The sequence below is a fragment of the Thermomonospora echinospora genome, assembly GCF_900108175.1.
In the GTDB taxonomy this organism is placed as follows: Bacteria; Actinomycetota; Actinomycetes; order Streptosporangiales; family Streptosporangiaceae; genus Thermomonospora; species Thermomonospora echinospora.
In genome coordinates, this window is sequence record NZ_FNVO01000001.1 from 768020 (window position 1) to 792909 (window position 24890).

Here is a 24890-nt window from a genome sequence, read left to right on the forward strand (position 1 = left end):
CACCGAACGGAGGGAAGGGCATGCAGGAGACGACGCGGGCCGGCAACGTCCACCGGACCGAGCACCAGATCACCATCGAGGCCGCGGCCGGGGACGTCTTCGCCCTCGTCGCGGACGTGACGCGGTGGCCGCGGATCTTCCCGCCGACCGTGTACGCCGACTACGCCGAGCGCGGCGAGAGCGAGGAGCGCATCCGCCTCTGGGCGACCGCCAACGGGGAGGTCAAGAGCTGGACGTCGCGGCGTCACCTCGACCGTGACCGCCTCCGCGTCGCCTTCCGGCAGGAGGTCTCCCAGCCGCCGGTCGCCGCCATGGGCGGGGAGTGGCTGATCGAGCCGCTCTCGCCGGGCAGGACCCGGGTCAGGCTGCTGCACGACTTCCGGGCCGTCGGCGACGATCCGGAGAAGGTCGCGTGGATCCGCCGGGCCGTGGACCGCAACAGCGACGCGGAACTGGCGGCGCTGCGGTCGGCGGCCGAGCACGAGGACCCCGAGCTGGTGCTCTCCTTCGACGACACCGTCCACGTGACCGGAGCGGCCGAGGACGTCTACGACTTCATCTACGACGCCGGCCGCTGGGCGGAACGGCTGCCGCACGTGGCCAGGATCGCGCTGACGGAGGACACCCCGAACGTGCAGACCCTGGAGATGGACACCCGGACGGCCGACGGTTCCACCCACACCACGACGTCCGTGCGCATCTGCTTCCCGCACGGCACGATCGTCTACAAGCAGCTCCAGACCCCGGCGCTGATGTCGGCGCATACCGGCCGGTGGCGGATCGAGGAGGACGCGGACGGTGTCGTTGTCACCTCCGCCCACACGGTCGTCATCCGGCCGGAAGCGATCCCGTCGGTGCTGGGAGAGGGGGCGACGGTCGCCGACGCCCGCACGTTCGTCCGCGGTGCCCTCGGGCGCAACAGCACCGCCACCATGAACCACGCGAAGGCGTACGCGGAGCGGAACGCCGCGGCCTCCGGCGCCGCCGCGTCCTGAGGAACCGGGAGGGACGCCGTGCGAGTCCTGTTCGTGACGCTACCGACCAAGGCCCATGCGTTCGCGCAGGTCCCGCTTGCGTGGGCGCTGCGGGCCGCGGGGCACGAGGTGTGCGTGGCCAGTCAGCCCGAGCTGGTCGACGACATCACCCGGACGGGGCTGACCGCCGTGCCGATCGGCCCCGAGCTGGACCAGGCGGGCATGGTGGAGGAGAACCGCCGCCAGCGCGAGGCCGCCGAACAGGCCGACCTCGACGTCCCCGATCCCGAACTGCTGCTCAAGCTGGACGGGCTGCCTCCCGAGGCCGTGACCTACGACTACATGCAGGGCCTGTTCACGGTCATGACCACGCTGGCCTTCAAGGCGCTCTCCCCGCAACACGCCATGGACGAGCTGGTGCGCTTCGCCCGTGAATGGCGTCCCGACCTGGTCGTCTGGGACACCCTGGTCCTCGCCGCGCCGGTGGCGGCGAAGGCGTGCGGGGCGGCGCACGCCCGCCTCCTGTACAGCCTGGACCTGCTGGGTCGGATGCGGGAGCGCTATCAGAGCGAGCTGGCGCGTCGGCCGGTGGAGGTCTGGGACGACCCGGTGCGGGAGTGGCTGGAGTCGACGCTCGATCGCTATGGCTGTGGCTACTCCGAGGATCTGATGTTGGGTCAGTGGACGATCGATCCGGTTCCGTCGTCGATGCGGTTGCCGGTGGATCTGCCGTATGTGCCGGTGCGTTTCGTCCCGTACAACGGCCGCGCCGAGCTGCCGGGCTGGCTGCGGCGGTCCCCGGAGAGGCGGCGGATCTGCCTCACCTTGGGTCTGTCGTTCCGCGAGATGCTCGGCGGTGACCGCGTGTCGGTGGCGGAGTTGTTGGACGCGGTGGCGGATCTGGATGTCGAGGTGGTGGCGACGTTGAACGCCGAGCAGTTGGCGGGGGTGGACAAGGTTCCCGACAACGTGCGCGCGGTGGACTTCGTGCCGTTGAACGAGCTGTTGCCCGGTTGTTTGGCGATCGTGCATCAAGGCGGGTTCGGGCAAGTACAGACGGCGATGGCCCATGGCGTCCCGCAGGTCGTGTTGCCCAACGGGACCTGGGACACCGTTCCCCGGGCCTGGCAGGTGCAGGACTTTGGGGCCGGGCTGGTCGTGGATGATCCTGATCGGGTGAGTGCGGCGGAGATCAGGGAGAAGGTGGTGCGGGTGTTGCAGGAGCCGGGGTTCGCCGTGAGTGCGGCGCGGCTTCGTGAGGAGATGCTGGCCACGCCGGCCCCGGCCGAGATCGTGCCGTTGCTGGAACGGCTGACCGCCGAACACCGCGCCCGCTGACCCCGTTGGGCGCGGGTTCCGCGCGGTCCTCGCCCGATCCGAAGGGTCAGGCCGTCCTGTCGAGGTGTCCGGTCTCGGCGAGGTAGCGGTTGAGGGCGTGCCGGTGGTAGCCAGGCCCGAGACCCATCTCCCCGAACGCGGGCAGGACCGCCCGGAGCTTGTCCACCGACGGGCAGTGCGAGACGTGCGAGCCCTCGACGATCTGGTGCTCGGGGAAGAGCCTGAGCCGCCGTTCGATGTGCTCCACGACGTGGAGGATCTCCGCGCAGTCGCCCGAGGCGACGTTCAGGATGTCGTTGGCGACGCCCGCGCCGAGCAGCCCGTCGAGCACCGCCACGAAGTCGGAGACATGCAGCATGTCCCGGCGGGCGCCGCGCAGGATGCGCACCCGCCCGGACAGGATCTGCTTCATCAGCGCCGGGACCAGCCGGAAGTCGGGGCCGTTCGGTCCGAGGACGTAGCCCAGGCGGAGGATGAGATGGTCCACGCCGGACTCCCGTATCCGTAGCTCCAGGTCTCGCTTGTGGGCGCCGTAACGGGTGGACGGGACGATCGGATCGTCCTCCAGCCCACGGCATCCCGGGGCGCCGTACATGCTCGCGGTGGAGAAGAACACCAGCGTCCGCCGCTGCCGCAGGCCACGCCGGATCATGTCGTCCACCAGGGCGACCTCGCGCCGGTGGTCCCGGTCGGGCAACTGCTGGCGCGGGACGCCCGCCGCGAGGACGAGGTACCCGGGATGGGCGTCGCGCAACGGCTGGAGATGATGCGCGAGGAATCCGTTTCCGATGATCTCCATGTCCCCGTACCTGCCGTGTCCCTGGCCTCCTGGAGGGACTCCCCGGAGCCGGACCCACCGTAGGCCGCCCGGTTGGCGCGTCCTTGGTGGCGCGCTCGACTCCGCCTGGGACGGCCGGCGGCGGACACGGAACGATCTTCCAGCCCGCCACCACCGGGGACTGGCAGGGTCGTCCGCAGAACGGCTCGCCGACCCTGGAGATCCCATGCCTGCAAGAGTCCGGCCCGCCGGGGGGCGCGTCGCCGTGCTCGGCGGCACCGGCTGGGTCGGCCGGTTCATCTGCGCGGCGCTGGCCGAGCGCGGGCAGGACCCGCTCGTCGTCGCGCGCAACCGCGTGCCGCACGTCGCCGGCTACGACTTCCGGTCGATCGACCTCGTCACGGCCGATGTCGGCACGCTGGCGAAGGTGCTGCGCACCGAGGGCGTCGACATCGTGATCAACGCGACGGACGGGGCCAACACCAACGACGGCTGGGACCGGACCGAGGCGGAGCTGAGACGGGCGAACGCGGAGGCGGTCCACCGCGTGCTGGGCGCGATGGCCGAGCTGCCGTGGCGGTCGAGGGTGGTACACATCGGGACGATCCACGAGTACGGCCCGGTCGGCGTTGGCACCCCCGTCGCCGAGTCCGTCACCCCCAGACCGGTCAACGCCTACGCGCGCACCAAGCTCGCCGGGTCGGTCGCGACGCTGGAGGCGGTGCGCGAGGGCGTCGTGGACGGGGTGGTGCTGCGGCTCGCCAACGTGTGCGGGCCTCATCCGTCGCCCGCGAGCTTTCCCGGCAAGCTGCTGAGCCTGTTCCGCGAGGCGGCGGCCGGAGGCCGGGTCGAACTGAGCATCGCCGACGCCCGGCGCGACTTCGTGGACGTCCGTGACGTCGCCGACGCCGCCGTGAAGGCCGCCGAGGCGTCGGTGACCGGCCGGGCCGTCAACATCGGCAGCGGCATGGCGGTGGAGATCCGCGATCTGGTCGCCCACCTCGCCGAGGCGGCCGGAGTCCCGCCGGACGCCGTCAAGGAAACCGGAGCGCCCGTTCCGAGCCTGGGCGGAGACTGGATCCAGGCCGACATCCGGCTGGCCGCCCGCGTCCTGCGCTGGCGGCCTCACATCGGTCTCGCCGAGTCCCTGCGCGCCATGTGGGAGACGGGCTAGCGGCCCGGTCGGCGGCCAGCCCGCGTCGAGCCCTGCGCGAGAAGCCGCGGCTAGCTTCATGGGGTCACTCCGGCTCGCAGCCCACTGGAGGGATTGTGCTGAGCACCGCCGAGACCCTGTCCCCCGAGACCGTCGCCGGCTACCGGCGGGACGGCTTCGTCCACGTCCCGCGTGTGCTGCACGCGGCGGAGATCGAAGAGTTCCTGTCGGACGCGCTGGACGTCCTGGCCGCCGAGGAGAAGACCCGGTGGGGCGAGGACGGCGCCACCGTGCTCGACTTCGTCGAGAACAGCCAGCTCAAGAGCGAGGCGATGCGCCGTCTCGCGCTCCACCCGCGCATCACCGGCGTCGCTGAGCGCCTGGCCGGGGCGCCGCTGCGGCTCTTCAAGTCGGAGCTGCTCCGCAAGAGCGGCGGGTCAAGGCCGACCGAGGCGCACTTCGACGAGTTCGCCCTTCCGTTCTCCGGCGCCGAGGTGGGGTTGACCGCCTGGGTCGCCCTCGTCGACGTGCCGATGGAACGAGGCTGCCTCACCTTCGTGCCGGGGTCGCACCGGCTGCCGCCGTCGGAGCGGGCCGCCGACGCGTGGGACGCCTACGGCCGCGAGGAGGTGCGGTGGATGCCGCGGGTCGCGGTGCCGGTCCGGGCCGGCGACTGCACGTTCCACCACACGCGCGTGGTGCACGCGGCGGGCGGGAACGCCACCGACCGTACCCGCATTTCTGTGGCCACCGTCTACATGGACGCCGCCGCCGTCTTCCGTCCGACGGGCAACGAGCACATCGACGGCCTAGCCGGCGGCGGCGAACCGGTGGCGGGGCAACCCCTCCAGGGCGAGCGCTTCCCCCTGGTGGGGGAAGGTCACTCGCCCTGAGGGAGGGCCACGCCGCTCAGGTAGTCGACGGCGTCCGGGTAACCGAAGGGATGCATGAACCCTCCGGCCCGGACGTCGCGGTAGTAGCGCGACAGCGGGTTGGCCGCGGTGTACGAGGCCCCGCCGATCATGGTGAGACAGCCGTCCACGATGTCGGGCGCCAGCCGGTTGACCATCAACTTGGTCCGCTGGAAGGCGTGCATCATGCGCCGCCCCCGCTCACCGGAGTCTCCGGTGAACTCATAGGAGAGGTAGTCGGCGTTCGCCAGGCACGCGGCCACGGTCGTCCGCAGCGCGTACAACTGGGCGTCGATCTCGGCGACCAGCGTGCGCACGCCCGCCTTGGGCGTGCCGCCGCGCCGCCGCAGCATGCCGACGGCGGTGTCGCGCGCCGCCTGAGCGATGCCGGTGTAGATGCCGAGCATGGTGATCGAGCTCACCGTCTGACCCGCCAGCGCCGCGTCGTCGCGGACGCTGACGGGGCCGCGCAGGAAGACGTCCCCGGCCGGCACGGCGCAGCCGTCCATGATGACGTCGACGCTGCCGGACGCGCGCATGCCCAGGCCGTCCCAGTCGTCCAGCACCGCGAAGCCGGGGGACTGCCGGGACACCACCGCCGCGGCGGTGTGCGGCGGACCGTCGGCCTGCTCGATCAAGGCGGAGATGACGAAGTGCGTGGCGATCGGGGCCATGCTCGCGAGCGTCTTACGGCCGCGCAGCACCCAGCCGCCGGGTGCGGGGGCCAGCGTGGTGCGGATGCGGGGGGCGTCCTTGACCGTCGTGCAGATCACGCCCTCGCCCGAGCCCATCGCGCGCAGCAGCCGTTCGGCGAGCGTTCGTGCGACGTCGTCGCCGTGCCGCCACTCATAAGCGAGCGTCACCCCTCGGCTCAGCTGCATGTGCAGCGCGAGCGCGGTCGAGGCGTCGGCCTCCGCCACGGTCAGCAGCGCCAGGCAGACGTCGTGCAGGCAGCTCAGGCCGAGACCGCCGAGCTCAACCGGCACGGTCGCGCCGAGCGCGCCGTCCTTCCGCAGGTTCGTGAACGTCTCGGCGGGAAAGGCGCCCCGCCGGTCGTTGTCCTGGGCGTCCGCCCGGATCTGGGCGAGATGCCCGGTCAGCAGGTCGAGCAGCGCGCGGCCCTGAGAGGTCCTCGGCTCGCGCAGTTCTCCCGGCCCCGAGGGGTCGCCTCCGTGCACCGCCATCGTCTGCCCCGCTTTCTCCGGTCGATGTCCGGTCCGGTCCGCCCGATGGTTCCGCGACCCCTTCGAGGCTCGGTGGAAGCCGGGCTTCGCCGGCGGGCTCCAGCGGGCTTCCACGTCTTCTCCAGAGGCCGTGGAGAGCATGAGGGCCGGTCAAGGGCCGCCGCCCTCCCGGGCTTCCGAGTCGGCGGGGCGCGCCCCGCTCACGTCGGAGGGTGGGTACTTTGCGAGTCTTGTTCGTCACGCTGCCGGTGAAGGCGCATCTGTACGTGCAGGTCTCGCTGGCGTGGGCGCTGCGGGCCGCGGGGCACGAGGTGTGCGTGGCCGGCCAGTCCCAGGTGGTCGACGACATCACCCACACCGGCCTGACCGCCGTGCCGATCGGCGCGCCGCTGGACCACGAGGCGGCGATGGCCGAGGTCCGCCAGCGCCAGGAGGAGTCGCAGGAGGCCGAGGAACGCGGCGAGGAGGCGCACCCCTGGGAGACCGAGTGGGAGAAGGTGCTCGACATCACCGAGTCCCGGCCCGAGAAGCTGACCCACGACTACCTGCACGGGGTGAACACCGTCTGGACGTTCAACATCCAGACCCTGTCCCCACCGGACATGACCGACGACCTCGTGACGTTCGCGCGCACGTGGCGGCCGGACCTGGTGATCTGGGACGCGCTCATCTACGCGGGACCGGTGGCGGCGAAGGCGTGCGGGGCGGCGCACGCCCGGATGCTGTTCAGCCTGGACCTGCTGGGCCGGATGCGGCAGCGGTACAAGGGCGAGCTGGCGCGTCGGCCGGTGGAGGTCTGGGACGACCCGATGGAGGAGTGGCTCGGGGCGACGCTCGATCGCTATGGCTGTGGGTATTCCGACGATCTGATGTCGGGTCAGTGGACGATCGACCCGGTTCTGCCATCGATGCGGTTGCCGGTGGATCTGCCGTACGTGCCGGTGCGTTTCGTCCCGTACAACGGCCGCGCCGAGGTGCCGGGCTGGCTGAGCGAGCCCGCCGAGAGCCGCCGTCTATGCCTGACTCTCGGCCTCTCACTGCGCTCCATGGGCGGCGACCGCGTGTCGGTGGCGGAGTTGTTGGACGCGGTGGCGGATCTGGATGTCGAGGTGGTGGCGACGTTGAACGCTGAGCAGTTGGCGGGGGTGGACAAGGTTCCCGACAACGTGCGCGCGGTCGATTTCGTGCCGTTGAACGAGTTGTTGCCCGGTTGTTCGGCGATCGTGCATCAGGGCGGGTTCGGTCAGACGCAGACGGCGATGGCCCATGGCGTCCCGCAGGTGGTGCTGCCCAATGGTTACTGGGACACCGTTCTGCGAGCCGGGCAGGTGCAGGACTTCGGGGCCGGGTTGGCGGTGGGTGATCCTGATCGGGTGAGTGCGGCGGAGATCAGGGAGAAGGTGGTGCGGGTGTTGCAGGAGCCGGGGTTCGCCGTGAGTGCGGCGCGGCTGCGTGAGGAGATGCTGGCCACGCCGGCCCCGGCGGAGATCGTGCCGTTGCTGGAACGGCTGACCGCCGAACACCGCGCCCGCTGACCTCGCGGGACGAACGAGAGGACGGGAGAAACGGTGGGGAGCCAATCGGGCGTGGCCATGGTCCTGGGGGCCACGGGCTTCGTCGGCGGCGCGGTGGACGAGGCGTTCACGGCCGCCGGGTACGACGTCGTCCGCGTCGCCCGCAACCGCCCGGCGCGCCTGCCGGAGACCTCGTTCGTTCCGCTGGACGTCGCGACCGCGTCGCCGGCCGCCATCGCGCGGATCGTGACGCGGTGGCGGCCGGAGGTGCTGGTCAACGCGACGGGCGGCTGGCTGGCCTCCGAAGAGGCCAACCGCCTGCACCACGAGACCCTCGTGGAGAACCTCGTGGCCGGGCTGGCACTGACCGACGCCCCACCACGGCTCGTGCAGGTCGGCTCGATTCACGAGTACGGCCCGGTGTCATCCGGCGCGCCGATCCATGAGGGGATCAGCCCACGTCCCCTCACCCCGTACGCCCGCACCAAGCTGGCCGGTTCGGAAACGATCCTGCGCGCCACGCGGAAGAAGCTCGTGGACGGCGTCGTGCTGCGGTCGGTCAACCTCTGCGGCCCCCACGTCACCCCCGCGAGCTTCCTCGGCTTCGTGCTGTCCGAGCTGCGTGCGCTGCCGCCGCGTCAACGGCTGACGCTGCGCATCGCCGACGACCGGCGCGACTTCCTGGACGTGCGCGACCTCGCGGACGCGGTCGTCCGAGCGGCGCGGGCGCCGGTCTCGGGACGGGTCGTCAATGTCGGACGCGGTGTCGCGGTCGCGGTCCGGGAGATGGTCTCCCTGCTCGTCGCCGTGGCGGGGTTCCCGCCCGAGGTGCTCGACCTCGACGGGGACGGGGAGCCGGTGGCCTCACGGGGAGGCGGCTGGACCATGGCCGACATCCGTCTCGCCGGTGAGCTTCTGGGCTGGGCCCCCCGAATCGGCCTTCACGAATCTGTTCGGGACATGTGGGAGGCGGCCGCGCGCTGACCCCCGGTCCCCGGTACCCAACCAGGAGAGCTCTCATGGCGGAACTGTCGGCGGGGTCCTCGGTCGTCCCGACCGGGACGAGAGGCGACACGGCCCTGCGGATCGCGGAGTCGGCGATGTGCCGGGACGGGCGGGTCATGGACCTTGAGACCTTCCACAAGTGGTTCGCCGACCTCGGGCGCCGCATCTACACCCGCGCCGAGCGGGTCCCGATCGACGAACTGGAGGGCTGGGACAGCGACCCGGTGACCGGCAACATCGGCCATCGCAGCGGCGGGTTCTTCACGATCGAGGGGCTCGACGTGCACATCGCCGACGTTGCGGTGCCGGACTGGAGCCAGCCGATCATCAACCAGCCTGAGGTCGGCATCCTCGGCATCCTGGTCAAGGAGTTCGACGGGGTGCTGCACTGCCTCATGCAGGCGAAGGTGGAGCCGGGCAACTGCGACGGCCCGCAGCTCTCGCCGACCGTCCAGGCCACCCGCAGCAACTACCGCAGGGTGCACCGGGGGAGGGCGACGCCCTACCTGGAGTACTTCCGCGACACCGCGCGGCACCGCGTGATCGCCGACGTGCGCCAGTCGGAGCAGGGGTCGGCGTTCCACCACAAGCGCAACCGCAACATGGTCGTCGAGGTCACCGAGGACGTCGAGCCGCTCGACGGCTTCTGCTGGCTGAGCATCGGCCAGCTCCACCGGCTGCTGGCCGACGACGACATGATCAACATGGACGCCCGGACGGTGCTGGCGTGCCTCCCGGTGGCGCACACCGGGCTCGCGGACGTACTGCGGCCGGGGGCGGACGGTTTCCGCGCGGCGCTCGTCCGCTCGTGCGACCCGGACGCACCGGGGGTCTGGTCGATGGGCGACGTGCTGAGCTGGATCACCGACACGCGCAGCCGCACCGACGTGCGCATCCGGCGGGTGCCGCTCAAGGCCCTGCCGGGATGGCGCCGCGTGGACGGGCGGATCTCGCATGAGAGCGGCCGTTTCTTCGACGTCATCGGGGTGCGCGTGGAGGCGAGCGGGCGCGAGGTGTCCCGATGGTGCCAGCCGATGGTCGAGCCGCACGGCATGGGCGTCGTGGCGTTCCTGGTCAAGCGCGTCGACGGAGTGCTGCACGTCCTCGTCCACGCGCGTGTCGAGGCCGGTTACGTGGACATCGTGGAGCTGGCTCCCACCGTCCAGTGCACACCCGCCAACTACGAGGTCCTGCCGGGCCCGGCCCGCCCGCGGTTCCTGGACGCGGTACTGGCGGCGGACCGCGGGCAGATCAGGTACGAAGCCGTTCTCTCGGAGGAGGGCGGGCGCTTCTATCACGCGCGGAACCGGTACCTCGTCATCGAGGCGGACCCGGGACCCGGCGCCCAGTCCGGCGACTACCGCTGGCTGACCGTGCACCAACTCGCCGACCTGCTGCGGCACAGCCATTACGTCAACGTCCAGGCGCGCAGCCTGATCGCCTGCCTCTACAGCCTCGCCGCCGCGCCCGCCGAGGCGTGAGAGAGGGAATCGAGGGAGGTTATAGCGCCTGCTCCTACGTTGGCCGCATGGTGCAGACAGCGACGGACAGCAAGCTCGGCGACAACCTGCTGACGCTCCGCGGTGTCCAGTGGATTCTCGGGACCAAGGACGACCCGTACGCCCTGCTGCTGCGGGCGGCCAGCGACGACCCGCGCGAACTGGGCCGGCGGATCCGCGAGCGCGGTCCGCTCTCCTTCAGCCACGCGATGGCCTGGGTCACCGCCTCCGCGGAGCCGGGGGAGGCCGTCCTCGGCGACGCGCGGCTGAGCCCGCGGCACCCCGACGACCGGACGGAGACGGCCGAGGACGCGGACGCCGGCGCCGAGGCGATGCCCTGGGACATCCCCGTCCTGCGCAAGGTCCTGCCGCTCCGGGACGCCTTCGTGACACTGGACCGGGCCGACTACGTCCGGCTGGCGCGCTGGGCGGAACCGGTGATCGCGGGCGCGCTGGCGCGTCGCCGAGAGGTGATCGCCGACCGCTACCGCGCCCGCGTGCGGGACCTGCCCGGCGAGTTCGACCTGATGACCGGCCTGGCGCGCGACGTGTCGGCCGCCGTGGTCGCCGACCTGCTCGGCCTCCCCGCCGGCCGCAGGGAACGGTTCGCTCAGCTGTGCGCCGGGACGGCCGGGACGCTGGACGCGACGCTCTGCCCGCCGCGCCTGGCTGCGGCCCGTGACCTGCTGACCTCCCTGGCCGAGATGCGGAAACTGCTCGGTGAGGCCGTCGAGTCGGCGCGGACCTCGCCGGGGGAGGGCCTGGCCGGTGAACTGCTGCGGGCGGCCGCGGACGACGCCGAGACCGGGCCGGACGACGTGCTCGCCGTCTGCGTGCTGCTCGCCGTCGTCGGCTCCGACACCGCGGCCAACCTCGTCTGCGAGACGGTCGCGGCGCTGCTCGACCACCCGGACCAGTGGAAGCTGGTGCGCGCCGATCCCGGCCTGGCGGCCGCGGCGGTCGAGGAGACGTTGCGCTACGCGCCCCCGATCCGGCTGCACCAGCGCTACGCCCAGGAAGATCTCGAACTGGCGGGACAGCGGATCGAGACGGGACAGGAAGTGGTCGTCGTGGCCGAGGCCGCGAACCGCGACCCGGCCGTGCACGGCGACCCCGACGGCTTCGACATCCGGCGGCCGCGGATCCGGCATCTGACGTTCCCCGAAGGCTCGCCCGTGGCCCTGGCCGCCTCGCTCGCGCGCGCCCAGGCGGCGGCCGCCGTCACCGCCGTGGCGACCGGGCTGCCCGACCTCCGCCGCGCCGACGGCGTGCTCCGCCGCCTGCGGTCGCCCGCCACCGCGGCGGTCCTGCGACTGCCGGTTCGCACCGGTTGACATCGAGAGAGGGGCCATTCATGGGTGCCAGCGGCGGCGGCGTGCGGAAGGTCGTGGACTGCCGGGTCTGCGGTGGAACCGACTGGCAGGAGGTCGTGTCCTTCGGGCCGGTTCCCCTGGCCAACGGGTTCCTGGACCCGACGGACTCCTACGACGGCGAACCGTACTACCCGCTCGGCGTCATCTCGTGCCGGTCCTGCCGGCTGCTGAGCGTGACCCACATCGTCGACCCGGAGATCCTCTACCGCGACTATCCCTACGTCACCTCGGACTCCGACACCATCACCCGGCACATGAGGTACGTCGCGGACACCTGCCGGGAACGGTTCGGGCTGTCCCCGGGAAGTTTCGTCGTGGAGGTCGGGAGCAACACCGGGTCGCAGCTCATGCCCTTTCAGGACGCCGGGATGCGCGTCCTGGGCGTCGACCCGGCGCGCAATCTCGCTCGCGTGGCGGCCGAGAGGGGCGTGGAGACCCTGCCGGACTTCTTCTCCGCCGAGACGGCGAGCGCGATCGCTCGCGGCCACGGCCGGGCGCGGTTGATCCTGGCCCGCCACGTCTTCGCCCATATCGACCACGTGGCGGGCGTCGTCCAGGGGGTGCGCGGTCTCCTCAGCGAGGAGGGGGTGTTCGCCGTGGAGGTGCCCTACCTTCTCGACCTCTTCGGGCAGAACGCCTTCGACACGATCTACCACGAGCATCTGTCCTACTTCAGCGTGGGCACGCTGGTCTCGCTGTTCGAGCGGCACGGCATGCGGCTCTTCGACGTCGAGCGGCTTGCGGTGCACGGCGGTTCGATCCTGGTCTTCGTCCAGCGGGACGACGGGCCGTGGCCGGTGCGCCCCGCGGTCGGCGAACTGCTGGAGCTGGAACGCCGGGCCGAACTGGACGGTGACGCCGTCTACCGGGACTTCGCCCTCAACGTCGACCGGGTCAGGGACGAGTTGCCGGCCCTCGTGCGGCGCCTGGCGGCCGAGGGGAAGCGCATCGCGGGCTACGGCGCCTCCGCGAAGGGGAACACGATCCTGAACGTGTGCGGGTTCAGGCCGGGGGAGCTCGAATTCTGTAGTGACACCACATCCCTGAAACAGGGGAAGGTGCTGCCGGGGACGCACGTCCCGGTGTGCTCTCCCGAGTACGCCAAGGCCCACGCCCCGGACTACTACCTGCTCCTGGCCTGGAATTACTCCGACGAGATCCTCCGTAAGGAGGCGGGCTTCCTCAGCGGCGGAGGACGGTTCATCCGGCCGATACCCAAGCCCGTCGTCGTCTCGGCCGACGCGCTCTGACCACCCGCCGAAGGCCGTGCCCCGCAAGTCCGGGGCACGGCCTTGAACGTGTGGCGGAGAACGGTCAGCGGGTGGCGGTGACGAGGGCGTAGCCGAGCCGCACCGCGCGCAGCATGGGCACCGTCGAGGCGACCTGGTCGACCAGCTCGGCGCCGAACCGCTCGACGAAACGCGCACGGTCGGCGGTGATCTTCTCCTCGATGCGGTCGAGGGTGCGCCCGACCGACTGCTCGGTGATGTCGGTGGTCTCGACCGGGGTGAGCCCGGCCCGCTCCAGCAGCGGCGGGTAGTCGTGGAGCTGAATCGGCTCGCCGAACAACGACGAGTAGGGTTTGTCCGGCACATCGTGGGCCGGAGAGGTCAGCACGTCGGTGAGCGCCAGCCGTCCGCCGGGCCGGAGCACCGCCGCGGCCTGGCGGAGCGGTCCGATCCGGTCGGGCATGTGGAAGATCGACTCGAACAGCCACACGGCGTCGAAGGACTCCGTGGGGAACGGCAGGTCCATGGCGTCGGCCTGCTGGAAGGTCACCCGGTCGCCCAGACCGGACGACTCCGCCAACGCCCTGGCCTTCTCCACCTGTACCGCGCTGATGGTGACGCCCACGACCGTCGCGCCCGTCTCGCGGGCGAGCCGGACGGCGGGCCCGCCCGTGCCGCAGCCGATGTCCAGCACCCGGTCGCCGGGCCGCACCGCGATCTTCTCGATCATCAGGTCGGTGAGCTGCCGGGAGGCGACCTCCATCGGAGCCTCGTCGGAGGGGGCGGTCCAGTAGCCGAAGTGCAGGCTCCCACCCGTCAGCTCAGCGAGGAACAGGGTGGACTGCTCGTAGAAGTCGGCGACGTCCTCTTGCTGGGGTGTGCGGGTCGAGGTCATCGTTCCCTCTCTCGTGGGGCGTGCGGGACCGCGACCGCGGCGCCTTTGACGGCACGGTGGCGGCGGGCCTTGCCGCCGTTCGCGGCGCGGCGGTGTTTGAGCGGCTCCCACCAGTCACGGTTCTCGCGATACCAGGCGACCGTGGCGGCGAGGCCAGGGACGAAGTCGTGTCGCGGGGCGTAACCGAGCTCCGCGCGGGCCTTGCCGCAGTCGAGGGAGTACCTCAGGTCGTGGCCCTTGCGGTCGGTGACATGCCTGACCATGCTCCAGTCGGACTCGCAGGCGTCCAGCAGGCGTTCGGTGAGCTCGCGGTTGGTCAGCCGGGTTCCGCCGCCGAGGTTGTAGACCTGGCCGGGGCGGCCCCGGGCGCGCGCCAGTTCGACGCCGCGGCAGTGGTCCTCGACGTGCAGCCACTCGCGGACGTTCCGCCCGTCGCCGTACAGCGGCACGGGCTCCCCGTCGAGCAGGTTGGTGATGAAGAGCGGGATCACCTTCTCGGGGAACTGGTGGGGGCCGTAGGTGTTGGAGGCCCGGGTGATCCGCACGTCGAGGCCGTGGGTCCGGTGGTACGACAAGGCCAGCAGGTCGGAGGCCGCCTTGGAGGCCGAGTACGGCGAGTTGGGAGCCAGCGGCCGGTCCTCGGTCCAGGAGCCGTGCTCGATCGAGCCGTAGACCTCGTCGGTCGAGACGTGGACGAACCGTTCCACCCCGTGGCTCAGCGCGGCGTCGAGCAGCGTCTGGGTGCCCAGCACGTTCGTGCGGACGAAGTCGCCCGCCTCCTCGATCGAGCGGTCCACGTGCGACTCGGCGGCGAAGTGCACCACCTGGTGCACTTCGGTCATCAGCTTGCCGACCAGGGCGGCGTCGCAGATGTCGCCCTGGACGAACCGCAGCCGCGGGTGGCCGCCGACGAGGTCGCCGAGGTTGCTGACGCTCCCCGCGTAGGTGAGCTTGTCGAGCACGGTGACCTGCGGCGCGTCCGGGGCGTCGGAGCGCAGCAGCATGCGCGCATAGGCGGAGCCGATGAAGCCGGCGGCCCCGGTGACGAGGAGGTTCATTCGGTCTCCTCCCCGCGGGGCCGGGTGAGGGCTCGGGCCAGTCCGCGATAGAAGGCCAGCACGCCGGGCTCCTTCGGGCTGAGGTGCCCCCGGCCGGTGAAACGTGAGCCGATCGTGCGCTGCACCGCCTCCAGGCCGTCGCGGTCCTCGTCGTTGACGGTGGCCGCACTCGCCTCGTGCTCCTTGCGGAGGGCCTCGGCGTCGGCGCCGTCCAGCAGCGCCGGCGGCAGCAGCACTCCGCCGCGAACCTCGGTCCGGTCGATCGACAGCGGCACGAAGCTGATCCAGACGATGGAGTCGGCGAACGTGGCGATGCTCCCGGACGGGAAGACGCAGTAGTTGTCCATGAAGGCGCGCTGCTCGTCCCGGAGCGGCAGCACGCCGGGCGGCATGGGCTCCTTGAAGGGACTGCGCAGGCGGGTCGCCCACGGCGAGTCCGCCCGGACGTCCATGTCACCGCCGCCGCGCGGAGTGATCAGCGCGACCGTGGTGGGGTGCAGGCCCATGACGTGGTAGTTCTCGTGCGCGTTCTCGACCGCGAGCTTCCAGTTGACGCGCCACTCCTCCCGCCAGGAGGCGACCTGCACCATGGAGTCCAGCCCGTAGTCGGCCGTCTCCTCCTCCGCCCGGCCCAGATGGGGGGTCAGCGGCTCGGCGTCCGGATCGAGGTTGACGAACACGAAGCCGTGCCACTCCTCGACCGCGAAGGCCGGCAGACGGCAGGCCGCCGGGTCGAACGCCGCGTTCTCCCGCATGAAGGTCGCACCGAGCAGCCGCCCGTCCAGCCCGTACCGCCACAGGTGGTACCGGCAGGTGAACGCGTTGGCGCGACCGGTGCCCGGCTCGACCAGCGGCATGTTCCGGTGCCGGCAGATCGGCGCCATCGCGTGCAGTGCGCCGTCCCGCCCCCGGGTCACCAGGACGGGTTCGCCCGCCACCGTCAGCGCGAGGTAGTCTCCCGGCTCCGCGAGCCGGCTCGCGTGCCCCACCAGGACCCAGGACCGGCCGAAGATCTGTGAGCGTTCCAGCTCGTAGAACCCGGGATGGGTGTAGGCGTGCGGCGGCAGGCCGATCGCCGGTGTACCGGCGTCCGAACCGGCGTCCGAACCGGCGTCCGAACCGGCGTCCGAACCGGCGTCCGAACCGGCGTCGCCCAGGTAGCGGCCCAGCTCACCGATGAGTTCCTCCATCAGCATGCGATTCCCTCCAGCAGGCGCTCGGCCGTGAGCCGCTCGATCGTCGGCACGATGTCGTTCGGCGTTCTCATGGCGAGGAGCTCTTCGCGCACGCGCATCGCGTTCGCGGCGAACGACGGGTCCTCCAGGACCCGCTCCAGCCGCTCGCGGAGCAGCTCGGCGGTGAACTCGCGGAGCGGGATCGACAGGAGCGTGCCCTGTCCTTCGTAGTCGCGGCCCATGCCCTCGCTGACCCACTCCCACCCGGTGACGATCACCTGCGGGACGCCGTGCAGCTCCGCCGTGGCCTTGGTCTGGTAGCCGCCGTGGTGGACGACGGCCGCGCAGGTGGGCAGCAGGTCGTCGATCGGGACGAAGTCCACGACCCGGACGTTGTCCGGGATCTGCCGGAGCAACGCCCGCTGCTTCGCCGCGATGGCCGCCACGACCTCGATCTCCATGTCCGCCAGCGTGCGCATCAGGGCGTTGAGCATGGTGTTCAGGTCGAACAGCGCATAGTCGCCGTCGATGCTCGTGCCGAGGGTGAGGCACACGCGGGGCCGGTCGGGCGGGGGCTCCCGCAGCCATGCGGGCACGACGCACCGCCCGTTGTACGGGACGTACCGCACGGGCACGGTGGGAACCCCGAGATCCTCGCGCATGCTCGGCGGCCGGCTGTCGATGATCCACTGGCCGGTCAGCATCGTCTCGTCGAAGCGGCGGTCACAGCCGACCCGCTCCAGCGTCCAGTCGAGCCAGTCTGCCGTCGGATCCTCGCGGTTCTCCGGCGGCAGCTCGCGCAACCGCCGGACGAACTCGCGTCGCGGCCCCATCTGCAGGGCCATGTCGGGCCCGGAGACCATCCGCGCGTGCGCCGCGCCGCAGGCGAGGGCCGCCACGGGCCCGCCCATGCAGAAGCTCTCCCAGAGCACCAGGTCCGGCTGCCAGAACCGGGCGTACTCCACCAGACCGTCGATCATCTCATCGCGGTTGAGCCGCGCCCACAACGCCGGGACCACGAGGCTCTCGTAGGCGAGCAGCGTCTCCCACGTCGGCCGTGCCCGGACGGCGTCCGCGACCCCGGGGGCCTTCGGGCCGATGCGCTCCAGCTCGGTGGTCTCCAGCTCGTTGCAGCGGGCGAGAGCCTCCTGGTGGAACCGGCCGAGCCCCTCCTGCCAGGGCGGGCAGTCCACCGGAACCGCCGTCAGCCCGGCCTGGGCGACCGCGTCGACCAGGCCGCGTTTGCAGACCACCCGGACCTGGTGGCCCGCGGTGCGCAGCGCCCAGGCCATCGGCACCATGAGCTGGAAGTGGCTGCCTTCGAGCGAGGCGAACATCACTTTCATCAGGGGCCGCTCATCCGACCGGTGGGAACTTCTCGCCCCCCAGCCGCTGCCCGGGCTGGAAGTGGGTGAGGTACTGGTCTTGGACGCCGGGCTGGTAGGTGGCCTCCTCGTCCGCGTAGATGACCCCATGGGCCATGCGCGGCACGTCGGTGGTGTTCGGCCCGGCCATGTGCACGGTACGGAAATGGTGGAAGGCGACGTCCCCGGCGCGCAGCGGCACCGAGACCCTCGGCCGCCACGGGAAGTCCGGCCAGACCTCCTCCATCGGGCGGTAGTCGGCGAAGCTCTCCATGCGGATCTGCCGGTCGGAGTCCGGGCGCAGGTGGGAGCCCGGCACGTAGCTCAGGCATCCGCGCTCCACCGGCACGTCGACCAGCGCGACCCACGCCGTGAGCGTCCGCGACAGGTTCGCCAGCGGCAGTCCCGCCTCGTCGTCGTGGACCAGTGTGGGAAGGGCCTCCCGCGGCTTCTTGACCAGCACGTCGCTGCTGTAGAGGCGCAGCGGCCCACCGGCGAGCCGCCGGGCCAGGCCGATGAGGCGCGGATGCAGCGCCAGCCCGCGCAGCGTGTCGCTCTTGAGCCAGGCCTCCTCGATGTAGTGCACCTGGGCCTCGGCCTCGTCGGCACCCCAGATCGTGGGCGTCTCCTTGCGGAGCAGCTCGTCGGACGCCGCCCGGAACGCCGCCACCTCGTCCTCGGACAGGACGTTCGGGACATGGACGAAGCCCTGATCACGGTAGCGCCGGACGATGTGGTCGGGCAGCGTCTCGGCCGTGCTCGGCCCGGCTTGGACGGTCATGCCGATCGACCGTCCCCTCGTGCGTCCGCCGCCGCCACGGCGGCGCCCTGCCCCGCCAGCTCGGCGAGCCGGGGGACCAGCTCGGCCGGTGCGGGCATCGACCGCAGCTCGTCGCGAACCCGCCGTGCCGCGTCCCGCATGGCCTCGTCCTTCAGCAGCGTGTAGCACTCGGCGGCGCCCAGCGACGCGGCGTCGGCCAGGAAGCCGATGCCGAGCTCGGCGATCACGTCGACGTCGCTGTGCTGGTAGGAGCCCTGGGGCAGGACACACTGCGGGATGCCCGACTGGATGGCGGTCATCGACGTCCCGCTTCCGCCGTGGTGGATGACGGCCTCGCAGGTCTCCAGGAGGGCGTCCAGCGGAGCCCACTCCACGACGCGGACGTTCGGCGGCAGCGTTCCCAGCAACGACACGTCGCCGCCGCCGAGGGTGAGCACGAACTCGGCGTCGACCGCTCCGGCGGCGGCCATCAGGGGCGCGAGCACCGCGATGCCGCCCCACTGGGCCTCGATGGTGCCGAGCGTGACCGCGATCCGGGGACGCTCGGGCCGTCGGCGTAGCCAGTCCGGAAGGATGGACCCGCCGTTGTAGGACACGTGCCGCATGGGCCAGGCATCGTTGGGTCTCCGCTCGGCGGGGAGGTGCTCGACGAAGCTTGGCAGGCAGGTGCTGATCCGTGCGGTCGCGGGCGGGCGGCCGGTGACGCCGTGGCGCTCGTAGTGCTCGCTCATGGCCTCGCGCACCATGTCGGGCAGGTCGTGCCGGGCGTCGTACAGGCCGACGGGCATGTCCACGTACGGGATGCCCAGCGCGGCGGCCGCGAGCGGTCCCGCGCCCTGGAGCGGCGGGGCGAAGATGAGGTCGGGCGACCATGCACGGGCGGCGTCGAGGACGCCGTCGACCATGACCCCCGACACGCGGCCGAAGAGGCGGGCGAGCATCTCGTCCTCGGGGTCGTCGGCGTGGATCGGCTGGGGGCCGTCGCCCCCGCCCCCCTCGATGAAGATCGGGGCGTAGTCGAGGCCCGGCGTGACGTCGAAGACGGTGAATCCCGCCTCGGACGCGGCGACGCTGAGGCCTCCGGTGGCGTAGCGGACCTCGTGTCCGGCGGCGCGGATCGCCTGCGCGAGGGGCACCGTCGGGAAGAGGTGCCCCAGACCTGGGGAGGCGACGAACAGTACTCGCATGATTCCTCCAGCGGAGTTCTGGTTGCTCGGTTCGTGCTCGGACCTAGGTCCGGGGACGGCCGGTGGTCCGGTCGGGCACCCCGTCGGCCACTCGCTCGGCCGTACGGCGGGCCAAGGCGTGGAGGAACCGCGCGGCCATGGCGATGGGCATCGCCTGGAGGCGTGCCAGCCAGAAGCGCGCGAGCCCGTTCCCGCGGTCCGCCCACCGGTCTCGGATCCTCGTCATCTCCTTCTCCGGCGCCTCAGGTGAGGGACAGTCCGCCGTCCACCGGCACCACCGCGCCCGTGAGGTAGGCGGCCTGGGGGAGGGTCAGCTGCGTGATCCACCACGCGATCTCCTCGGGGGTGCCGACGCGGCCGAGCGGCGTGCGCGCGGCGATCTGCTCCAGGAAGCCGTCGTAAGCCTCCTCGGACAGGCCCATGCGCGGGGCGGACCTGGTGTCGATCACCCCGGGGGCGACGGCCACGACCCGGATGCCGCGCGGAGCCAGCTCCACGGCCCAGGTCCGGGTGAGGAAGTCGAGCGCGACCTTGGCGGCGCCGTACACGCCGTTGTCCGGCCACGAACGCATGCCCAGCGACCCGGCCGTGCTGACGTTCACCACGGTGCCGCCGGCCGCCTCCAGCGCGTCGAGCGCGCACCGGGTGAGCAGGATCGGGGCGATGAGGTTGGTGCCGAGCTGGAGGTCGACGAGATCCCGGTCGACATGGGCCAGCGGGCGGTAACCGAGCGCGGCGGCGTTGTTGACGAGCACGTCGATCCTGCCGAACTCGCGGAGCGCGGCGTCCACGACCAGCCGGGGGCCGTCGGGTTCGGTGACGTCGGCCGTCAGCACGCGGATTCCGTCGTGGTCCTTGGCGGTCTCGATGAGGGCGGACTCGGTCCGCCCGACCACCAGGACGCCGTCGCCGCGGTCGGCGAACGCTCGGGCGGTGGCGCGGCCGATGCCGGTGCCGCCGCCGGTCACGATCACGGCGCGCGACCTCGCGCCATCGTTCGTCGTCGTCATGCCCGGCACCGTAGAAATCGCTGCTCGAACGCGGATCGACTCCGGCTGAGCCGCCCGGGCGGCGTCCGGTCGCCGGTCATCGGGCATCGGCCCGGCCGTCGGTGCCCGAGGCGGGCTGGAGGTCGGGGCGGTCGTCGCGGGTGACCCGCCGCTCGCGGACCCGGAGTTCGCCGTCCACGCGGACGAGCACGTCCGCACAGACGCACATCAGGTGCAGCCGGGCCGCGCCGTCCCGGGGGGTGGCGATGACCTGGGCGTAGCTGCGCACGTGCAGGGAGCCGTCGGGTTGCGGCTCCACCGTGACCATGCTCAGCAGGTGCCGGTGCACCTCTCCCGCGGCGGTCAGTTTCGCGAAGGACTCGCGGACGCCCGCCGCGAGGTTCGCCCGCCCCCTGACCGGCTCCGGTGCCGAGGGCGGCGCGAAGACACCGTCCTCGGTGAACGTCGCCGCCCACTCGTCGGCGGCCCCGGCGTCGAGCAGGTGCATGTGCCGGGCGTAGAACTGCTGGACGTCGGCGTAGACCGCGGCGAGCGGCGGGCCTTCGGCCGGGATGGACACGGCGCCTCCTGGTGCATCGATCTCATGGCCGGGCGGGGCCGATCGTGCGCGGTGGACCCGGAGCCCCGGTGGAGCTCGGTCGCCGGCGCGGGTTCGAGTGAGGCTCCAGGCGTTCGCTGGTGGCGGGGACGACGATCGGGACGTTCCGTGGCGCTCGCTCTCCGGAGGCCCGTGTGCGGCTCATCGACCTGTCATCACCGGTGGACTCCTCGTCCTACGAGCCGGATCCCGTGACGCACGAGGTCCTCACTCCGCGCGAGGGCGCCGTCCATATGAGCTCGGAGATGCGCGAGCATTTCGGGATCGAGTTCGATCCGGCGGAGCTTCCGGACGCGGAGTTCCTCTCGCTCGACCGGATCGCGCTGACCACCCACACGGGCACCCACGTCGACGCCCCCTCCCACTACGGCTCACGCGCCTCCTATGGCGACGGCGTGCCGAAGCACATCGACCAGATGCCGCTGGAGTGGTTCTTCAACCCGGGCGTGGTGCTGGACCTGACCGACGCCGCCACCGGAGCCGTCGGCGCGGACCGGGTGAAGGAGGCGCTCGACCGCGTCGGCTACACGCCACGTCCTTTCGACATCGTGCTGCTGCACACCGGGGCGCAACGGCACGCCGGCACGTCGCGCTACTTCACCGACTTCGCCGGGCTCGACGGCTCGGCCGTGCACCTCCTGCTGGACATGGGGGTGCGCGTGATCGGCACGGACGCGTTCAGCCTGGACGCCCCGTTCGGGGACATCATCGCCAGGTACCGGGCGACGGGGGACCGCTCGGTGCTGTGGCCGGCCCATTTCGCCGGACGGGACCGCGAGTACTGCCAGCTCGAGCGGCTCGCCAACCTGGAGAGCCTCCCCAGACCCCACGGCTTTCGCGTGGCGTGCTTTCCCGTGAAGATCGCCGGGGGCGGTGCGGGCTGGACGCGCGCGGTCGCCGTCCTCGACGACTGACCGCGGCGGACCGACCCGCGAAGGAGACGTGATGTTCAGCCACGAGCTCGCCGACGTCTACGAGCTGATCTACGAGAGCCGGGGGAAGGACTGGGCCGACGAGGCCGAGCGGACCGGCCGGCTGATCAGGTCGCGGCTGCCGGACGCCGACTCCCTGCTCGACGTCGCCTGCGGGACGGGGGCCCACCTGGAGACCTTCGGCAAGCTGTTCGCCCACACCGAGGGGCTGGAGCTGGCTCGGCCGATGCTCGACCTGGCCGTGCGGCGGCTGCCCGGCGTCCGGCTGCACGCCGGGGACATGCGCGACTTCGACCTCGGCCGTACCTTCGACGCGGTGGTCTGCATGTTCACCGCCATCGGCTATCTGCGCAGCGTGGCCGACATGCGGTCCGCCGTCCGGGCGATGGCCCGGCACCTGGAACCGGGCGGGGTGCTCGTCGTGGAGCCGTGGTGGTTCCCCGAGCGGTTCATCGAGGGCTATGTCGCGGGCGACCTCGCCCAGTCGGGGAGCAGGACGGTCGCCCGGGTATCGCACTCGACGCGGCAGGGGCGGACCACCCGTATGGAGGTCAAGTTCCTCGTAGGGGACTCAACGGGCATCAGGGAGTTCACCGAGGTCGACCTGCTGACGCTCTTCACCCTGGAGGAGTACCTGACGGCGTTCGCCGACGCGGGATGCCCGGCGGAGTTCATCCAGGTCGGCTGGAGCGAGCGGGGAATGTTCATCGGCCGTCGGGTGTGACCCCGCCGGCTCTCACCCCGCCGGTCCGGTCGCGCTCACGCCGCCAGCTCGTCGGCTATGGCCATGACGTACTGGCCATAGGCCGACTTGCCGATGCTCGCCCCGAGCCGATGGCACTGCTCGGCCCCGATGTAGCCCATCCGCAGCGCCACCTCCTCGATGCAGGCGATGCGCACACCCTGGCGTTCCTCCAGGGTCCGCACGTACATGCTGGCCTGGAGCAGCGACTCGGGGGTGCCGGTGTCGAGCCAGGCGAAGCCGCGGCCGAGGTCGACCAGCCTCGCCTGCCCCCGCTTGAGGTACGCGTGGTTCAGGTCGGTGATCTCCAGCTCGCCGCGCCCGGACGGGCGCAGATCCCTGGCCAGTTCGAGCACGTCGTTGTCGTAGAAGTACAGCCCGGTGATCGCCCGGTTGGACCGGGGCCGCAGGGGCTTCTCCTCGATGGACACCAGCCGTCCCGCGCCGTCGGTCTCACCGACGCCGTACCGCTCGGGGTCGGTGACCGGATAGCCGAACAGCGTGCAGCCGCTCAGGTTCGCGCTCTCCCGCGCCAGCAGGTCGGAGAAGGCGTTGCCGTGGAAGATGTTGTCGCCGAGCACGAGCGCCACGTCGTCGTCGCCGACGTGCTCGGCCCCGATGAGGAAGGCCTCGGCGATCCCGCGGGGCTCGTCCTGCCACGCGTAGGTGATGTTCAGCCCGAGGTGCGCGCCGTCGCCGAGCAGCCTGCGGAACTGCGGGGTGTCGCTCGGCATCGTGATGACCAGGATGTCCCGGATGCCCGCGAGCATCAGCACCGACAGCGGATAGTAGATCATCGGCTTGTCGCCCACCGGCAACAGTTGTTTGGAGACCGCGAGCGTCGCCGGATGCAGTCGGGTGCCGTTGCCGCCGGCCAGGATTATTCCCCGCATGCGTTGTTCACCTCGTCAGTTCGGGAAACACGGCCATGCTATCGGCGGCGCAATTTCGGTCACAAGGCGTCGCCTTCCGGATTGAGGTGGGTTCGAGCTGTGTGCGAGCGGTGTGCCGTGTGCTGAATAGCGAATACCAAAGGAGGTCGAAAGCGACATGACCACTCGTGTGTGGGACTATTTGCCGGAGTACGAGAAAGAGCGCGAGGACATTCTCGACGCGGTCGAGACCGTTTTCTCCTCCGGACGGCTCGTCCTCGGCGCGAGCGTGCGGGGGTTCGAGGAGGAGTTCGCCGCCTACCACGGCGTGCGGCACTGCGTGGGCGTCGACAACGGGACCAACGCCATCAAGCTGGGCCTCCAGGCGCTGGGCGTCGGCCCGGGGGACGAGGTCATCACGGTCTCCAACACCGCGGCGCCGACCGTGGTGGCGATCGACGCCGTGGGCGCCACGCCCGTCTTCGTGGACGTGGACCCCCGGACCTATCTCATGGACACCGACCAGGTGGCCGCGGCCATCACTCCGCGCACCCGCTGCCTGCTCCCCGTGCACCTCTACGGTCAGTGCGTCGACATGGAGCCGCTGCGGTCGCTGGCCGCCGGGCACGGCCTGGTCATCCTGGAGGACTGCGCCCAGGCCCATGGCGCCCGGCACCACGGCCGCCTGGCCGGGACGATGGGCCAGGCGGCCGCCTTCTCCTTCTACCCGACCAAGGTGCTCGGCGCGTACGGGGACGGCGGCGCGACCATCACCTCCGACGACGAGGTCGACCGCAATCTGCGGCGGCTGCGCTACTACGGCATGGAGGACCGCTACTACGTCGTCCGGACCCCGGGCCACAACAGCAGGCTCGACGAGCTGCACGCGGAGATCCTGCGGCGCAAGCTGCGCCGCCTGGACGACTACATCGCGGCCCGCCGCGAGGTGGCCCGGCGGTACGCCGAGGGCCTGGCGGATGTGGGGCTCGTCCTTCCCGAACCGGCTCCCGGCAACGACCACGTCTACTACGTCTACGTCGTGCGCCACCCCCGCCGTGACGACATCATCGCCGCCCTCAAGGGCTACGACATCGAGCTGAACATCAGCTACCCGTGGCCGGTGCACACGATGACCGGCTTCGCGCACCTCGGCTACGGGCCGGGCTCCCTCCCGGTCACCGAGCGGTTGGCCACCGAGATCTTCTCGCTGCCGATGTACGCGTCGCTGAGCCCCGATCTCCAGGACAAGGTCATCAGCGCGGTCCGCGAGGTCGTCTCGACCCTCGGGTGAGGACTCCCGGACGGCACCAGGGCGGGC

The 24890-nt window shown here is 71.5% G+C and carries 24 protein-coding genes; 12 read left to right on the top strand and 12 right to left on the bottom strand.

Translation table 11 applies throughout. The features are described from left to right. Positions 1–20: 20 nt before the first annotated feature. Positions 21–995: an aromatase/cyclase gene (locus tag C4U03_RS03490; RefSeq protein WP_103936105.1), complete on the top strand. Its 975-nt coding sequence runs from the start codon at positions 21–23 to the stop codon at positions 993–995. A gap of 18 nt (positions 996–1013) precedes the next feature. Further along, entirely contained in the window at positions 1014–2312 is a 1299-nt protein-coding gene (locus C4U03_RS03495) for an activator-dependent family glycosyltransferase (RefSeq protein WP_103936106.1), read from the top strand. Between the two features lie 46 nt (positions 2313–2358). Here C4U03_RS03495 and C4U03_RS03500 read toward each other — a convergent pair whose 3' ends face one another. Next, positions 2359–3111: an NAD-dependent epimerase/dehydratase family protein gene (locus C4U03_RS03500; RefSeq protein ID WP_103936107.1), complete on the bottom strand. Its 753-nt coding sequence runs from the start codon at positions 3109–3111 to the stop codon at positions 2359–2361. A gap of 205 nt (positions 3112–3316) precedes the next feature. On the opposite strand from C4U03_RS03500, the gene C4U03_RS03505 reads away from it, so the two are divergent. After that, positions 3317–4264 carry an NAD-dependent epimerase/dehydratase family protein gene (locus C4U03_RS03505; RefSeq protein ID WP_103936108.1) on the top strand — a complete coding sequence of 316 codons (948 nt, stop codon included), beginning with the start codon at positions 3317–3319 and terminating at the stop codon, positions 4262–4264. A gap of 95 nt (positions 4265–4359) precedes the next feature. Next, entirely contained in the window at positions 4360–5136 is a 777-nt protein-coding gene (locus C4U03_RS03510) for a phytanoyl-CoA dioxygenase family protein (RefSeq protein WP_200826998.1), read from the top strand. On the opposite strand, the gene C4U03_RS03515 is transcribed toward C4U03_RS03510, so the two are convergent. Continuing rightward, a complete protein-coding gene (locus tag C4U03_RS03515) occupies positions 5124–6338 on the bottom strand; it encodes an acyl-CoA dehydrogenase family protein (RefSeq protein WP_103936109.1) in 1215 nt (404 codons plus the stop codon). The two genes, C4U03_RS03510 and C4U03_RS03515, sit on opposite strands and share 13 nt — an antisense overlap. Before the next feature lie 230 nt (positions 6339–6568). Here C4U03_RS03515 and C4U03_RS03520 point away from each other — a divergent pair, with 230 nt between their 5' ends. Genes C4U03_RS03520 through C4U03_RS03540 form a run of 5 tightly spaced genes read left to right on the top strand, consistent with a single transcriptional unit; the run spans position 6569 to position 12979 of the window. After that, a complete protein-coding gene (locus C4U03_RS03520) occupies positions 6569–7873 on the top strand; it encodes an activator-dependent family glycosyltransferase (RefSeq protein WP_235017614.1) in 1305 nt (434 codons plus the stop codon). A 33-nt stretch (positions 7874–7906) separates the two neighbouring features. Continuing rightward, entirely contained in the window at positions 7907–8836 is a 930-nt protein-coding gene (locus tag C4U03_RS03525) for an NAD-dependent epimerase/dehydratase family protein (protein ID WP_200826999.1), read from the top strand. A 35-nt stretch (positions 8837–8871) separates the two neighbouring features. Then, positions 8872–10338, top strand: a complete 1467-nt coding sequence (locus tag C4U03_RS03530; protein WP_103936111.1) for an NDP-hexose 2,3-dehydratase family protein — start codon at positions 8872–8874, stop codon at positions 10336–10338. A gap of 47 nt (positions 10339–10385) precedes the next feature. Then, complete coding sequence (locus tag C4U03_RS03535; protein WP_103936112.1) at positions 10386–11690, top strand: cytochrome P450 family protein; 1305 nt, start codon at positions 10386–10388, stop codon at positions 11688–11690. 20 nt (positions 11691–11710) lie between these two features. Further along, on the top strand, positions 11711–12979 hold the full coding sequence (locus C4U03_RS03540) for a class I SAM-dependent methyltransferase (RefSeq protein WP_103936113.1): 1269 nt from the start codon (positions 11711–11713) through the stop codon (positions 12977–12979). Positions 12980–13043: 64 nt separating this feature from the next. On the opposite strand, the gene C4U03_RS03545 is transcribed toward C4U03_RS03540, so the two are convergent. The 9 genes from C4U03_RS03545 to C4U03_RS03585 all read right to left on the bottom strand — a co-directional run bounded on the left by C4U03_RS03545 (position 13044) and on the right by C4U03_RS03585 (position 20987). Further along, positions 13044–13853, bottom strand: a complete 810-nt coding sequence (locus C4U03_RS03545; RefSeq protein ID WP_103936114.1) for an SAM-dependent methyltransferase — start codon at positions 13851–13853, stop codon at positions 13044–13046. Further along, the gene (rfbB, locus tag C4U03_RS03550) at positions 13850–14911 is read right to left on the bottom strand and encodes a dTDP-glucose 4,6-dehydratase (RefSeq protein WP_103936115.1); all 1062 of its coding nucleotides are present in this window, start codon (positions 14909–14911) and stop codon (positions 13850–13852) included. Before rfbB ends, C4U03_RS03545 begins: the two co-directional genes overlap by 4 nt. Next, a complete protein-coding gene (locus C4U03_RS03555) occupies positions 14908–16107 on the bottom strand; it encodes an aromatic ring-hydroxylating oxygenase subunit alpha (RefSeq protein WP_200827000.1) in 1200 nt (399 codons plus the stop codon). Before C4U03_RS03555 ends, rfbB begins: the two co-directional genes overlap by 4 nt. Further along, a complete protein-coding gene (locus C4U03_RS03560; RefSeq protein ID WP_103936116.1) occupies positions 16101–17432 on the bottom strand; it encodes an activator-dependent family glycosyltransferase in 1332 nt (443 codons plus the stop codon). Before C4U03_RS03560 ends, C4U03_RS03555 begins: the two co-directional genes overlap by 7 nt. A 10-nt stretch (positions 17433–17442) precedes the next feature. Beyond that, positions 17443–18231 (bottom strand): phytanoyl-CoA dioxygenase family protein, encoded by a 789-nt coding sequence (locus tag C4U03_RS03565; RefSeq protein WP_103936117.1) that lies wholly within the window; start codon positions 18229–18231, stop codon positions 17443–17445. After that, complete coding sequence (locus tag C4U03_RS03570; RefSeq protein WP_103936118.1) at positions 18228–19418, bottom strand: nucleotide disphospho-sugar-binding domain-containing protein; 1191 nt, start codon at positions 19416–19418, stop codon at positions 18228–18230. Before C4U03_RS03570 ends, C4U03_RS03565 begins: the two co-directional genes overlap by 4 nt. 43 nt (positions 19419–19461) lie before the next feature. Next, a complete protein-coding gene (locus C4U03_RS03575; protein ID WP_103936119.1) occupies positions 19462–19644 on the bottom strand; it encodes a hypothetical protein in 183 nt (60 codons plus the stop codon). A gap of 16 nt (positions 19645–19660) precedes the next feature. After that, positions 19661–20428: an SDR family NAD(P)-dependent oxidoreductase gene (locus C4U03_RS03580; protein WP_235017615.1), complete on the bottom strand. Its 768-nt coding sequence runs from the start codon at positions 20426–20428 to the stop codon at positions 19661–19663. Between the two features lie 76 nt (positions 20429–20504). Continuing rightward, positions 20505–20987: a nuclear transport factor 2 family protein gene (locus C4U03_RS03585; RefSeq protein ID WP_200827001.1), complete on the bottom strand. Its 483-nt coding sequence runs from the start codon at positions 20985–20987 to the stop codon at positions 20505–20507. A 173-nt stretch (positions 20988–21160) separates the two neighbouring features. Between C4U03_RS03585 and C4U03_RS03590 the strand changes: the two genes are divergently transcribed. Together C4U03_RS03590 and C4U03_RS03595 are read left to right on the top strand one after the other, a co-directional pair. Next, the gene (locus C4U03_RS03590; protein WP_103936121.1) at positions 21161–21940 is read left to right on the top strand and encodes a cyclase family protein; all 780 of its coding nucleotides are present in this window, start codon (positions 21161–21163) and stop codon (positions 21938–21940) included. A 31-nt stretch (positions 21941–21971) separates the two neighbouring features. After that, positions 21972–22682 carry a class I SAM-dependent methyltransferase gene (locus C4U03_RS03595; RefSeq protein WP_103936122.1) on the top strand — a complete coding sequence of 237 codons (711 nt, stop codon included), beginning with the start codon at positions 21972–21974 and terminating at the stop codon, positions 22680–22682. 35 nt (positions 22683–22717) lie between these two features. Here the strand turns inward: C4U03_RS03595 and rfbA are convergent, their stop codons facing one another. Further along, positions 22718–23593 (bottom strand): glucose-1-phosphate thymidylyltransferase RfbA, encoded by an 876-nt coding sequence (rfbA, locus tag C4U03_RS03600; RefSeq protein ID WP_103936123.1) that lies wholly within the window; start codon positions 23591–23593, stop codon positions 22718–22720. A 157-nt stretch (positions 23594–23750) separates the two neighbouring features. Here rfbA and C4U03_RS03605 point away from each other — a divergent pair, with 157 nt between their 5' ends. Next, positions 23751–24863: a DegT/DnrJ/EryC1/StrS family aminotransferase gene (locus tag C4U03_RS03605; protein WP_103936124.1), complete on the top strand. Its 1113-nt coding sequence runs from the start codon at positions 23751–23753 to the stop codon at positions 24861–24863. Positions 24864–24890 lie beyond the last annotated feature (27 nt).